This window comes from Kitasatospora sp. NBC_01250 (genome assembly GCF_036226465.1).
In the GTDB taxonomy this organism is placed as follows: Bacteria; Actinomycetota; Actinomycetes; order Streptomycetales; family Streptomycetaceae; genus Kitasatospora.
Window position 1 is genome coordinate 1,879,213 of sequence record NZ_CP108476.1, and the last position, 14,678, is coordinate 1,893,890.

Sequence of the window (14,678 nt, forward strand, 5' to 3'; positions counted from 1 at the left end):
CGGTCAGGAGGTTTCGAGCTCGTCGTCGAGCAGGTCGAACAGCTCGTCGTCGGTGGCCGATTCGATGTCGGTGCCGCTCTCGGCCGGGACCGGGTCATCGGCCCCGAGGTAGCTGCGCCACTGGGTGAGCAGCGCCTGCAGGCGCAGGGTGACCCGCGTCCCGGTCTCGTCGTCGGTGGGGGTGGTCGCCAACGCCTCGGCCAGGCGGTCGAGTTCGGCGAAGACGCCCGGCCCGGCCGCCTGCTCGTCGAGCGGCAGCGCGGCGCGCAGCGCACCGGCCAGCTCGGCCGGGCTCGGGTGGTCGAAGGCCATGGTGGCCGGCAGCCGCAGGCCGGTGGCCGCACCCAGGCGGTTGCGCAGCTCGACGGCGGTCAGCGAGTCGAAGCCCAACTCCCGGAACCCGGCGCCTGGCTGGACGGCGACGGCGGTGGCGTAGCCGAGCACCGCCGCGACCTGAGCGCGCACCAGCTCCAGCAGGATGCGCTCCTGCTCACCGGCGTCCAGCCCGGTCAGTCGGCGCACCAGCGCCTGCCCCGGGTCGGCATCGGCAGCGCCGGCCGCGCGCCGGGCCGGCCGGCGGATCAGACCCCGCAGCAGCGCGGGCACCTCGCCCGACTCCGCCACCCGGGCACGCAGCGCGGGCAGATCCAGCCGGGCCGGCAGCAGCACCGGATCCGGCAGGCCGAGGGCCAGGTCGAGCAGCGCCAGGCCCTCGGCGACCGACAGGGCCGCCACGCCGCGCGCCATCCGGCGGGCGTCGGCCTCGGCCAGCTCGCCCGCCATGCCGCCGCCGTCCTCGGCCCACAGGCCCCAGGCCAGCGAGGTGGCCGGCAGGCCGGCGGCGCGCCGGTGCCTCGCGAGCGCGTCCAGGAAGGCGTTCGCGGCAGCGTAGTTGGCCTGGCCGGGGTTGCCGAAGACGCCGGCCGCGGAGGAGTAGAGGACGAAGGCGGTCAGGCCGTGGTCCTTGGTCAGCTCGTGCAGGTGCCAGGCGGCGTCGACCTTGGGCCGCAGCACGGCGGCGAGCCGTTCGGGGGTGAGCGAGGAGACCACGCCGTCGTCCAGCACGCCGGCGGTGTGCACCACCGCCGACACCGGGTGCTCGGCCAGCAGGGCGGCCAGCGCCTCACGGTCCGCGACGTCGCAGGCCGCGAACCGCGGCGAGGCACCCAGCTGCGCCAGCTCAGCGGCCAACTCGGCCGCGCCCTCGGCGGTTTCACCACGGCGCGAGACCAGCAGCAGCTGCCGCACCCCGTGCCGCGCCACCAGGTGGCGGGCCACCACGCGGCCGAGCGAACCGGTCGCGCCGGTGACCAGGACGGTGCCGGCGGGGTCGTAGGCCGGCGCCGCCACGGGCTCGTCGGTGCCGACGGGGGCCAGCCGGGGAGCGAGCGCGAGGCCTGCGCGCAGCGCGAGCTGGGGCTCGTCCGTCCCGACGGCGGCGGCGAGCGCGGCCGGCGAGGCGGGGTCCTCGTCCGTGTCGATCAGGACGATCCGGCCCGGGTGCTCCGCCTGCGCCGAGCGCAGCAGACCCCGCACCGCGGCCGAGGGCAGGTCCCAGACGCTCTCGCCGGGAGTGCGGGCCACCGCGCCGCGGGTCACCACGACCAGCCGGGAGCCGGCGAACGCCTCGTCCGCCAGCCACTGCTGGACGGTCCCCAGTACCTGCTGGACGGTCCGGTGGGTGGCCGCGACGACCTCCCCGACGCTCTGCGGCACCGGCAGCACGACCGTGTCCGGCAGGGTCTCGCCCAGCTCCGCCAGGTCGTCGAAGCACGCGGCGCCCGGCAGTCCGAGGCTGTCCGCGCCGAGCACCGCGACCGCGCCGAGCGCGCCCGTGGGCGGCAGTTCGACGCTCACCCACTCCTCGCGGAAGAGCGCCTCGTGGCGGCCGCCGCCGCCCGCCAGCTGCTCGGGCGAGAAGGCCCGCAGCACGAGCGAGTCGATCGACGCCACCGGCGCACCCGACCCGTCCGCCACCGCCAGCGACACCGCGTCCGGACCCGCCGCCGACAGCCGCACCCGCACCTCGGCCGCACCGGCGGCAAAGAGCGAGACACCCGACCAGGCGAACGGCAACCGCCCCTGGCCGGTGTCCTCCAGCAGCCCGCCCAGCCCGATCGCGTGCAAGGTCGCGTCCAGCAGCGCCGGATGCAGACCGAACAGGCCCGCCTCCTCGACGACCTCCGCCGGCAGCGCCACCTCGGCGAACAGCTCCTCGCCGCGCCGCCAGGCCGCCCGCAACCCCCGGAACGCCGGACCGTACCCGAAGCCCGCCGCCTCGAAGCCCGGATAGACCGCGTCGACCGCGACCTCCTCGACACCCGCCGGCGGCCACTGCGCCAACTCGAACGACGCCACCCGCTCACCCACCGCCAGCACACCCGTCGCATGGCGGGTCCACGGCTGGTCGGCGTCGGCGGCGTCCGCGCGGGCGAAGACCGCCAGCGGGCGCCGACCGGCGGCATCGGGCGAACCGACCGTCAGCTGCAGCTGCACCGCGCCGTTGGCCGGCAGCACCAGCGGCGCCGCCAGCGTCAGCTCCTCCAGCACGCTGCAGCCGACCTGGTCGCCGGCCCGGATCGCCAGCTCCACGAAGGCGGTGCCCGGCAGCAGCACCGTGCCGGCCACCGCGTGGTCGGCCAGCCACGGGTGGCTGCCCACCGCGAGCCGCCCGGTGAAAACGTGGCCGTCACCGTCCGCAAGCGCCAACGAGGCACCCAGCAGCGGGTGTTCCGCCGCGCCGAGACCGGCCGAGGCGAGGTCGCCGACCCAGCCGGACTGCGCCCGGGGCCAGTAGCGCTCGCGCTGGAAGGCATAGGTGGGCAGCTCGACGGGCCGTGCCCCGAGCTCCGCCCCGGTCCCGGCGAAATACGCCGGCCAGTCGACCCGGACACCGCGCGCGTACAGGCTGCCCAGCGCCATGGCGACCGCCTCGGCCTCCGGGCGGTCGTGACGCAGCAGCGACACCGTCCGCGCCACGCTCTCCTCGGCCAGGCACTCCTGCGCCATCGCGGTCAGCGTGCCGTCCGGACCCAACTCCAGGAAGGTGCTCACCCCTTCGGCCTCCAGGGCCCGGATCGCCTCGGCGAAGCGCACCGCCTCGCGGACATGGCGCACCCAGTACTCGACGGAGGTCGGCTCCGCGGACCGGTCGAGCGTGGAGACGATCGGGATCCGCGGCTCGTGGAAGGTCAACTCGCCGACGACTGCGCGGAACTCCGCCAGCATCGGCTCCATCAGCGGCGAGTGGAAGGCGTGGCTGACGGTCAGCCGCCTGGTCTTGCACCCGTCGGCGGTCAGCTGCTCGGCCACCTCCAGCACCGCCTGCTCGGCACCCGAGACCACCACCGACGAAGGCCCGTTGACGGCGGCGATGCCCACCTCCGGGCGGCCCGCCAGCAGTGGCAGCACCTGCTCCTCGGCCGCCCGCACCGCCACCATGGCGCCACCGGCGGGCAGGTGCTGCATCAGCCGGCCGCGGGCGGCCACCAGCCTGGCGGCGTCGGCAAGTGAGAGAACCCCCGCGACGTGCGCGGCGGCCAGTTCGCCGATCGAGTGCCCGGCCAGGAAGTCCGGCCGCAGGCCCCAGGATTCGACCAGGCGGAAGAGTGCCACCTCGATCGCGAAGAGTGCGGGCTGGGTGTAGGCGGTCGCGTCGAGCAGCTCGTCGGCCTCCTTCAGCGGCACCGCCAGGTGCCGGTCCAGCTCGGCGGCGACGGCATCGTAGGCCTCGGCGAACACCGGGTAGGCAGCGTGGAGTTCGGCCCCCATCCCGGGGCGCTGGCTGCCCTGCCCGGTGAACAGGAAGGCCGTCCGGCCCACCGGGCCGACCACCTCACCCGCGGCGGCGCCGCTCGCCAGCTGCTCCAGCCCGTGCAGCAGCGCGGCGCGGTCGCGCCCGACCACGGCGGCACGGTGGTCGAACGCCGTGCGAGCCGTGGCCAGCGCGAAGCCCACCTCCGCGATCGCCTGCTCCGGGCGGGCCGCGAGGTGCTGGGCGAGCCGGGCCGCCTGGCCGCGCAGCGCCACCGGCGTCCGGCCCGACAGCACGAGCGGCACCAGCGGCCTCCGCCCGGCCGCGACGGACGGCGCGGACGGCGCAGCGGACTCGGTAACCTCGGCGGCCTCGGCGATCCCCGGGGCCTGCTCGATGACCAGGTGCGCGTTGGTGCCGCTGATCCCGAACGAGGAGACCGCCGCGCGCCGCGGCCGGCCCGTCCGCGGCCACGGCCGCGCCTCGGTGAGCAGCTCCACCGCGCCCGCCGACCAGTCCACGTGGCTGGACGGCTGGCCGACGTGCAGCGTCTTCGGCAGCACGCCGTGGCGCATCGCCATCACCATCTTGATCACGCCCGCGACACCGGCCGCCGCCTGGGTGTGGCCCAGGTTGGACTTGACCGAGCCGAGCCAGAGCGGCTGCTCCGCGCTGTGCTCGCGACCGTAGGTGGCGAGCAGCGCCTGCGCCTCGATCGGGTCACCCAGCGTGGTGCCGGTGCCGTGCGCCTCGACCGCGTCCACCTCGTCGGGCGTCAGGCCGGCGCTCGCCAGCGCCTGCCGGATCACCCGCTGCTGAGCAGGGCCGTTCGGCGCCGTCAGGCCGTTGGAGGCACCGTCCTGGTTGACCGCGCCACCGCGCACGATCGCCAGCACCGGGTGCCCGTTGCGCCGCGCGTCCGACAGTCGCTCGACGAGCAGCATGCCGGCGCCCTCGCCCCAGCCGGTGCCGTCCGCGTCGTCCGAGAACGCCCGGCACCGGCCGTCGGGCGACAGGCCGCGCTGGCGGCTGAAGCCCACGAAGGTCGCCGGGGTGGCCATCACCGTGACGCCACCGGCCAGCGCCATGGTGCACTCGCCGCTGCGCAGCGCCTGGATCGCCCAGTGCAGGGCGACCAACGAGGAGGAGCAGGCGGTGTCCACGGTGACCGCGGGGCCTTCGAGGCCGAAGGTGTAGGAGAGGCGGCCCGAGGCGATGCTGCCCGTGTCGCCGCCGCCCAGGTAGCCCTCGCCGCCGGTCGGATCGTCCCGCAGGAGCCCGGCGTAGTCGTGGTACATCACACCGACGAAGACCCCGGTCCGGCTGCCCCTGAGCGAGGCCGGCTCGATGCCCGCCCGCTCGAAGGCCTCCCAGGAGGTCTCCAGCAGCAGCCGCTGCTGCGGGTCGGTGGCCAGCGCCTCGCGCGGGCTGATGCCGAAGAACGTCGGGTCGAACGCGGCGGCGTCGTGCAGGAAGCCGCCCTGCCGGGTGTACGAGGTGCCGGGGTGCTCCGGGTCCGGGTGGTAGAGGCGCTCGATGTCCCAGCCGCGGTCCTCGGGGAAGCCGGAGATCGCATCCCGGCCGCCCGCGACCAGCTGCCACAGGTCCTCGGGCGAGGCCACCCCGCCCGGGAACCGGCAGGCCATGCCGACGATCGCGATCGGGTCGTCGTCGGCGGCCACCGCGGCTGCGACCGGCAGCCCGTCCTCGGGCAGGGCGCCCAGCAGCTCGGCGGCGAGCAGGCCCGCCAGCGCGGTCGGGGTCGGGTGGTCGAAGACCAGGGTGGCCGGCAGTCGCAGCCCGGTCGCCGCGGCGAGGCTGTTGCGCAGCTCCAGGGCGCTGAGCGAGTCGAAGCCCAGCTCGCGGAAGGCGCGGGTCGGGTCGACCGCCTCCGGCCCGCCGTGGCCCAGCACCGCGGCGGCGTGGCCACGGACCAGGTCGAGCAGCAGGGCGTCCTGCTCGGCCCGGGGCAGGCCGGCGAGTTGCGTGCCCAGTGCCGAGGCACCGGCTCCACCGCCCACACCGGCCGCCGCGCGGCGCGCGGGCACCCGGACCAGGCCGCGCAGCAGCGGCGGCAGCAGGCCGAGCCCGGCCTGGGCGCGCAGGCCCGCGAGATCGAGCCGGACCGGCACCAGAACCGGCGCGCCCGAGCGCACCGAGGCGTCCAGCAGCGCCAGGCCCTCGGCTGCGGAGAGCGGCAGCACACCGCCGCGCGCCATCCGCTCGACGTCCGCTGTGCCCAACTCCCCGGCCATGCCGCCGTCCTCGGCCCACAGACCCCAGGCCAACGAGAGGGCCGGCAGCCCGGCGGCGTGCCGGTGCTCGGCGAGCGCGTCCAGGAAAGCGTTGCCCGCCGCGTAGTTGCCCTGCCCGGCCGCACCGAACACCCCGGCAGCGGAGGAGAAGACGATGAACGCGGCAAGGTTCTGATGCTTCGTCAGCTCGTGCAGGTGCCAGGCCGCATCGACCTTGGGCCGCAGCACCGCAGCCAGCCGCTCCGGAGTCAGGGACGAGATCACCCCGTCGTCCAGCACACCCGCGGTGTGCACCACGGCGGTCAGCGGCTGCTCCAGCGAGGCGAGCAGCGACGCAAGGGCCTCCCGGTCCGCCACGTCACAGGCCGCGAACCGCACCGAGGCACCCAGCTCGGTCAGCCCGGCCGCCAACTCCACCGCACCCTCCGCCGCTTCACCGCGCCGCGACACCAGCAGCAGCCGACGCACCCCGTACTCGCTCACCAGATGCCGCGCGAAGAGACCACCCAGCGTCCCCGTCGCACCGGTCACCAGCACCGTGCCCTCCGGGTCCAGCACCAACGCCGACGCGCCGTCACCCGCCGCCGAAGCCCGCACCAGACGCGGCACATACGCCACCCCCGCACGCAGCGCCACCTGCGGCTCACCCACCTCCACGGCCGCCGCCAGCACGGACGACGAAGCATCGTCCACATCCACCAGCACGATCCGGCCCGGATTCTCCGACTGCGCCGACCGCAACAGACCCAGAACCGCCGCCGACGGCAGATCACGCACGTCCTCACCCGGCAACGCAGCCACCGCACCACGCGTCACCACCACCAGGCGCGAATCGGCGAACGCCTCCTCCGCCAACCACTCCTGCACCAGCCCCAGCGTGCGGCGCACGGCCTCGTGCGTGGCCCCAACAACGTCCCCGGTGTCCACCGGCAGCACCGGCAGCACGATCGTGTCCGGCACCGCCGCGACCAGCTCGCGCAACTTCGCGACACACCTGGCCCCCGCGAACCCGAGGCCGTCCTCACCCAGCACCGCCACCGCACCGAGCGACCCGGCCGACGGCAGCGCCACACCCGACCACTCCGTCCGGAACAACGCCTCGGACCGCCCACCACCAACCGCCAACTGCTCCGCCGAGAAAGGCCGCAGCACCAGCGAATCGACCGACGCCACCGGCGCACCCGTGCCATCGGCCACCACCAACGACACCGCACCCACACCCGCACCCGCACCCGTGCCCACCGCCGACAACCGCACCCGCAACTCCACCGCACCCGCAGCGAAGAGCGACACACCCGACCACGCGAACGGCAACCGCCCCTCACCCGTCTCCGCCACCACGCCACCCAGCAGCCCGATCGCATGCAACGACGCATCCAACAACGCCGGATGCAGACCGAACAGACCCGCCTCCTCAGCAGCCCCCTCCGGCAGCACCACCTCGGCGAACACCTCACCACCACGCCGCCAGGCCGCCCGCACCCCACGGAAGACCGGACCGTACTCCAACCCGGCCTGCCCGAGACCGTCGTACAGCCCCTCGACCGCCACCGCCTCCGCACCCGCCGGCGGCCACTGCGTCAGCTCGAACGACGCCGCCCGCTCGCCCACCGCGAGGACACCGGTCGCGTGCCGCGTCCAGGACTCGGCGGCGGTGTCGTGCTCCGGGCGGGAGTAGATCTGCAGCGACCGGCTTCCCGTGGCGTCCGGCTCGCCGACCGCGAGGCAGAGCTGCAGGCCGCCCGCCGCCGGAACGACCAGCGGCGCCTCCAGCGTCAGCTCCTCCAGCAGGCCGCACCCGGCCTGGTCGCCGGCCGCCACCGCGAGCTCCACGAACGCGGTGCCCGGCAGCAGCACGCTGCCCGCCACCGTGTGATCCGCGAGCCACGGCTGCGCCTCCAGCGACAGCCGTCCGAAGCAGAGCACCCCGTCCGCGCCGGGCAGTGCTACCACCGCGCCCAGCAGGGGGTGCTCCACCACTCCGAGGCCGGACATGGTGACGTCGCCCACCGGCAGTGAGCCACTGTCCAGCCAGTAGCGCTCGCGCTGGAAGGCGTAGGTGGGCAGGTCGATCCGCCGGGCACCGGTGCCCGCGAAGACGGCCGACCAGTCGAGTCCGACGCCGCGCACGAACAGCTGCGCCAGACCCGCGGTGAAGGTCTCCGCCTCCGCCCGGTCACGGCGCAGTACAGGAGCGAACAGCGCCTCGTCCTCGGCGCTCACGCAGGCCTGGCCGAGTGCGGAGAGCGTGCCGTCCGGCCCCAGCTCCAGGAAGCTGCGCACCCCCTCCGCCTCCAACACCGCGATCGCGTCGGCGAACCGCACCGCCTCACGGACATGCCGCACCCAGTACTCCGCCGAAGCCAGATCCGCCGACCGGTCCAACGTCGACACGATCGGGATCCGCGGCTCCCCGAAAGCCAACCCCGCCACCACCGCACGGAACTCCGCCAGCATCGGCTCCATCAACGGCGAATGGAACGCATGACTCACCGTCAGCCGCCTGGACCTGCCACCCAGCCGACCCGCAACCTCCAACACCCCCGCCTCGGCACCCGAAAGCACCACAGCAGCAGGCCCGTTGACCGCAGCAATCCCCACATCCGAACGCCCCACCAACAGCGGCAACACCTCCGCCTCACCCGCCCGCACCGCCACCATCGCACCACCCGCAGGCAACCCCTGCATCAACCGCCCACGCGCCACCACCAACCGCGCCGCATCCGCCAGCGACAACACCCCCGCCACATGCGCCGCCGCCACCTCACCAATCGAATGCCCCACCAAGAAGTCCGGCACCACACCCCACGACTCCACCAACCGGAACAGCGCCACCTCCAACGCGAACAACGCTGGCTGCGTATACGCCGTCTCATCCAGCAGCGCCCCCGCATCCCTCAGCGGCACCTCCAGATGCCGGTCCAACTCCCCGCACACCGCGTCGTACGCCACCGCGAACACCGGGAACGCAGCACACAACTCCGCCCCCATCCCCGCCCGCTGACTCCCCTGCCCCGCGAACAGGAACGCCGTCCGCCCCGCCGAACCCGCCACACCCAGCACCGCACACGCCGCGGCCGGCTCGCCGTCGGCCAGCGCTCCGACGGCCGCCAGCGCCTCCTCACGGTTCCGGACCAGCAGCGCGGCCCGCTGCTTGAGGGCCGTGCGGGAGGTGGCGAGCGAGAACCCGAGCTCTGCCGGGCCGAGTTCGGGCCGGTCGGCCAGGTGCTCCCGCAGCCGGGCCGCCTGGGCCCTCAGCGACACCTCGTCCCGCCCGGAGATTACCAGCGGCAGCGCCCGGTCGAGCGGCGGCACGACGTCGACCGCCTCCGCGGCAGCCTGCTCGAACACGCCCTGCTCGATCACCACGTGCGCATTGGTCCCGCTGACGCCGAACGAGGACACCGCCGCCCGGCGCGGCCGTCCGGTCTCGGGCCAGGGGCGCGCCTCGGTCAGCAGCTCCACCGCACCGGCGGACCAGTCCACGTGCGGCGTCGGCTCGTCCACGTGCAGCGTCTTCGGCAGCACGCCGTGCCGCATCGCCTGCACCATCTTGATGATGCCGCCCACCCCGGCCGCCGCCTGGGTGTGCCCGATGTTGGACTTCAACGAGCCGAGCAGCAGCGGGCGTTGCCGGTCCTGCCCGTAGGTGGCGAGCAGCGCCTGCGCCTCGATGGGGTCGCCCAGCCGGGTGCCCGTCCCGTGGGCCTCCACCGCGTCGACCTGATGGGCCGTCAGTCGGGCCGCGGCCAGCGCCTGTCGGATCACCCGCTGCTGCGCCGGGCCGTTGGGGGCGGTCAGACCGCTGCTGGCGCCGTCCTGGTTGACAGCGCTGCCGCGCACCACGGCGAGCACGGGGTGCCCGTTGCGCTGGGCGTCCGAGAGCCGTTCGACGAGCAGCATGCCGACGCCCTCGCCCCAGCCGGTGCCGTCGGCCGCGGCGGCGAAGGACTTGCAGCGGCCGTCCGATGCGAGCCCGCGCTGGCGGGCGAAGTCGATGAAGGCGTTGGGGGTGGACATCACGGCGACACCGCCGGCCAGGGCCATCGTGCACTCGCCGGCGCGCAGCGCCTGGACGGCCCAGTGCAGAGCGACCAGCGAGGAGGAGCAGGCGGTGTCGACGGTGACCGCCGGGCCCTCCAGGCCCAGCGCGTAGGCCACCCGCCCGGAGGCGACGCTGCCCGCGTTGCCGTTGCCCAGGTAGCCCGCGACACCCTCGGGAACCTCGAGGAGGCGGGCGGCGTAGTCGTGGTACATCACGCCCGCGAAGACGCCGGTGGCGCTGCCGCGCACCGAGTCCAGGTCGATGCCGGCCCGCTCGAAGGCCTCCCAGGAGACCTCGAGCAGCAGCCGCTGCTGCGGGTCCATGGCCAGCGCCTCGCGCGGCGAGATGTTGAAGAAGTCGGGGTCGAACCGGGTGGCGTCGTGCAGGAAGCCGCCCTCACGGGTGTAGTCCGGAGCCTCGGGGCCGGCCTCGGCGTCCGGCTCCCAGCCACGGTCGACGGGGAAGCCCGAGACGCCGTCGGTGCCGGTCGCGACGAGCCGCCACAGGTCCTCGGGCGAGCCGACGCCGCCGGGGTAGCGGCAGGCCATGCCGATGATCGCGATCGGCTCGGGCTCCTGCTCCTCCAGCTCGCGCAGCCGCCGGCGGGTCTCACGCAGGTCGGCGGTCGCCCGCTTGAGGTAGTCGAGGAGCTTCTCTTCGTTCTCCACGTTGTCCGTCACACCCCTGAACCGGCCGTGAGGGTCCGGCCGGTCGCCGGCCGGCATCCATGGACGCCGTCGCGCGGATCGGGCCTGACCGCCAATTGATCGACCACCAATTGATTCCTGATGAAAAGCGCGCGCCCGCAGTCTCCCCGCCGTCCGAAAAGGAATCCTGCGGCATTTCCGGCGTACTCGACGGAACATCATTGCTGCCCGGTCAGGCTAGCAGCGGCCGCTTGGGCGAACATCCCCTAACCGCCCCCTAGCCCCCCTGTTTCAGGGGGTGGCGGATGGCGGCGGACCGGCCCAACTCACCCCCATGCTATACATGGTGCACACAGTTCCGTGTCCCTTTCCACCGGCGCATGACGTCGAATCAGGATGCGCGTGAACTCCTCGCCGCGCAGCCCCCATGCCGCCGTTATCGCGTCCCGCCCGATTCGCAGGCATCAATGAATACAGCACGAGCGCCACAGGCCGCGGATTCTGCCGTCGTCGTGGACCATCTGGTCAAGAAATACCGTCACCGCGATCACCCGGCAGTCGACGATCTCAGTTTCAGCGTCCGGCCCGGCGAGGTGTTCGGCCTGCTGGGACCGAACGGCGCCGGGAAATCGACCACCGTCGGCATCATGACCACCCGGGTGGCCCCGACCTCGGGCAGCGTCACCATCCTCGGGGTCGACGTGGCGGCGGACCCCGCCACCGCGCACCGCAACTTCGCCGTCGTCCCGCAGCGCAACAACCTCGACCGCTCGCTGACCATCCGGCAGAACCTGGTCTTCCACGCCGGCTACCACGGCATGGGGCGCGCCGAGCGCAAGCGGCTGGCGGACAGCAGCCTGGAGTGGGTGGGCCTCACCGACCACGGCAGGGCCCGGGTGGACGAGCTGTCCGGCGGCCAGGCGCAGCGGGTGATGATCGCCCGCGCGCTGATGCACCGGCCGCGGGTGCTCTTCCTGGACGAGCCGGCCACCGGACTCGACCCGCAGTCCCGGCTCTTCGTCCACGAGCGGGTCGCCGAGCTGAGCGCGGCCGGCATCACCGTGGTGATCACCACGCACGACATGGAGGAGGCCGCCAAGCTCTGCGACCGGGTCGGCATCATCGACCACGGCAAGCTGCTGGCGCTCGACTCCCCACGGGCGCTGACCGGGTCGCTGCAGGGCACCGGCACCCTGACCGTCACCCTGCGGGACTCCCCCGCCGCGGACCCGAACGACGTGCTCCGGGCCCTGGAGAAGACCGCGGGGGTCGAGCGGGTCGAGCCGGTCGACCTGCCCGGCGCCGAGCGGGCCGACGCCCCCGAGCCGGGCGGGGCCGCGACGGGCCCCGGCCGGCTGCGGATCTACACTACCGGCCGCCCCACCGCGGCGCTGCCCGCCGTCGTCGGCGCCCTCACCGAGCTGAACCGCGAGCTCGACGACGTGTCCCTCGGCGAGCTGACCCTCGAGGACGTGTTCATCGAACTGACCGGAAGGGAACTGCGTTGAGCACCAGCACCCCCCTGATGCCCCTGCCGCACGCCGGAACCGACCCGGTGCGCGCCCGCAGGGGCCGCTCGGCAGCCTGGGCGTTCTGCTACATCCTGTGGCGGGACATCTTCGTCACCGGCCGCGAACTGGTGCCGTTCCTGGCGCAGGTGGTCGTCGAGCCGTTCTTCATCCTGTTCGTCTTCGGCAAGGTGCTGACCGGCATCGGCTACACCGGCGAGGGCTTCCAGGAGGTGCTGCTGCCCGGCGTGGTGGCGCTCAGCAGCTTCCTGGTGGCGCTGCAGAACACGGCCTTCCCGCTCATCGTGGACTTCTCGTTCACCAAGGAGATCGAGGACCGGCTGCTCTCGCCGATCCCGCTCGGCCTGGTGGCCGTGGAGAAGCTGCTGTTCGGGGCGATCCGCGGCCTGATCGGCGCGGGCGTGATGATCCCGCTCGGCTTCCTGCTGCTGGACCACGTGCACTGGCCGCTCTCCAGCGTGCTGCCGGTCGCCGGCATCCTCGTGCTCGGCTCGCTGGCCGGGGCGACGGTGGGGATGACCATCGGCACCGCGGTCGACTCGCGGCACATCAGCATCATCATCGCCGTGGTGCTGACCCCGCTGATGTTCACCGGCGCCACCCAGTTCCCGTGGTTCGGCCTGAGCGTGGTGCGGCCGTTCCAGGTGGTGTGCGCACTCAACCCGCTGACCTACGTCAGCGAGGGGCTGCGGTCCGTGCTGATCCCGCACAGCGCCCTGCACTCGATCCCGCTCGGGATCGACCTCGCCGCGCTGGTCGCCGCCTGCCTGCTGTACGGGCTGATCGGCATCCGCGGCTTCCGCAAGCGGGCGCTGGACTGACCCGAGGAGAGAAAGAGACCCATGAGCCAGACCGACCTCGCCGACGCTGCGGCACCCGCCGAGCAGCCGGCGCCCCCGGCCGCCGGGCGACCACCGGCCGGCCGGCAGCCGTTCGCCCGGCGGCCGGTGGCGATCATCGCCGGGGTCCTCACCGCGGCCCTGCTGATCACCAGCGACCGCTACGGCTACTACGGCGACGAGCTGTACTTCATCGTGGCCGGCCGCCACCTCGCCTGGGGCTACGCCGACCAGCCGCCGCTGCTGCCGCTGCTCGCGCACGCGCTCAACGCGCTGGCCCCCGGCAACCTGGTGGTGCTGCGGCTGCCCGCGACCCTGCTGAGCGGCCTGGGGGTGCTGCTCTGTGCGCAGCTCGCCCGGGAGTTGGGCGGGCAGCGGCGCGCCCAGGTGCTGAGCGCGGGCGCCTTCGCCGTGTCACCGATCGTCGTGGTCTTCGGCCACCTGACCATCACGCCGACCCTGGACGTCTTCTGCTGGACCCTGGTCAGCTGGCTGCTGGTGCGCTGGATCCGGGTGCGCGACGACCGGCTGCTGCTCTGGCTCGGCCTCGCGGCGGCGGTGGACCTGCAGAACAAGTACCTGGTCGGCGTCCTGCTGCTCGCCCTGGCCGGCTCGGTGGCCGCGGTCGGCCCGCGCGAGCTGCTGCGGCGGCCCGCGCTCTGGGCGGGCAGCCTGTTCGCGGTGCTGGTGACGCTGCCGAGCCTGCTCTGGCAGGCCCAGCACCACTGGCCGCAGGCGGACATGACCAGCGCGATCGCCGCCGAGGACGACCGCCTCTACGGCGGGCGGTTCGGCTTCCTGCCGCTGGCCCTGTCCATGGCGGGCTTCCCGTTGCTGCTGCTGATGTGCGCGGGCCTGTGGCGGCTGCTGCGGATGCCGGAGCTGCGCGCGTACCGCTTCCTCGGCTGGGCGGCGCTCGCCACCACCGCGTTCTTCCTGCTCAGCGACGGGCGTTCGTACTACCTGGCCGGGCTCTTCCCGGTGCTCTGGGCCGCGGGCGCGGTCTCGCTGCAGCACCGCCCGGCCGCGCGCGGCTGGGGCTGGGGCCACAGCACGGTCTCCTTCGTGATCTGCGCGGTGGTGGCCGTCGCCGAGCTGCCGCTGTACCCGTTCTCCTCGATCGCGAAGATGCCCTACGCCTTCAACTTCTCGACCGCGGAGACGATCGGCTGGCCGCAGCTGGCCGACACGGTCGCCGCGGCCTACCGCGCGCTGCCCGCCGACGAGCAGCAGCACGCGGTGGTCGTCACCGACACCTTCTGGGCCCAGGGCGCCCTGGAGCTCTACGGACCGGCCCGCGGGCTGCCGCAGGCCTACAGTCCGCAGCGCGGCGCCTGGTACTTCGGCGCGCCGCCGGACGACTCCGGCGCCGTGCTCTACGTCGGCGGCGACGAGGCGAAGCTGCGCGGCGAGTTCACCACCGTGCGCCGGGTCGCGACGGTCGACAACGGCCACGGGGTGAAGAACCTCGACCAGGGCAAGGCGGTCTGGCTCTGCCAGGGCCTGCACACGCCGTGGTCCCAGCTCTGGCCCGGCCTGCGCGAGTTCGCCTGACGGAGCGCCCCAGCGCCGACGGCTTCTGCCCCGGGAACCGGCAACGGTTCCCGGG

4 protein-coding genes are annotated in these 14,678 nt (G+C 74.1%); 3 read left to right on the plus strand and 1 reads right to left on the minus strand.

The genetic code is table 11. The features are described 5' to 3' along the window. Positions 1-3 precede the first annotated feature (3 nt). Entirely contained in the window at positions 4-10,779 is a 10,776-nt protein-coding gene (locus tag OG500_RS07610; protein WP_442907011.1) for an SDR family NAD(P)-dependent oxidoreductase, read from the minus strand. 389 nt (positions 10,780-11,168) lie between these two features. On the opposite strand from OG500_RS07610, the gene OG500_RS07615 reads away from it, so the two are divergent. The 3 genes from OG500_RS07615 to OG500_RS07625 are packed head-to-tail and all read left to right on the plus strand — an operon-like array spanning position 11,169 to position 14,623. Next, positions 11,169-12,209: an ABC transporter ATP-binding protein gene (locus OG500_RS07615; RefSeq protein ID WP_327065635.1), complete on the plus strand. Its 1,041-nt coding sequence runs from the start codon at positions 11,169-11,171 to the stop codon at positions 12,207-12,209. Continuing rightward, entirely contained in the window at positions 12,206-13,051 is an 846-nt protein-coding gene (locus OG500_RS07620; RefSeq protein ID WP_327065636.1) for an ABC transporter permease, read from the plus strand. Before OG500_RS07615 ends, OG500_RS07620 begins: the two co-directional genes overlap by 4 nt. A gap of 21 nt (positions 13,052-13,072) precedes the next feature. Beyond that, positions 13,073-14,623, plus strand: coding sequence for a glycosyltransferase family 39 protein (locus OG500_RS07625; RefSeq protein WP_329578009.1), 1,551 nt, complete (start codon positions 13,073-13,075; stop codon positions 14,621-14,623). Positions 14,624-14,678 lie beyond the last annotated feature (55 nt).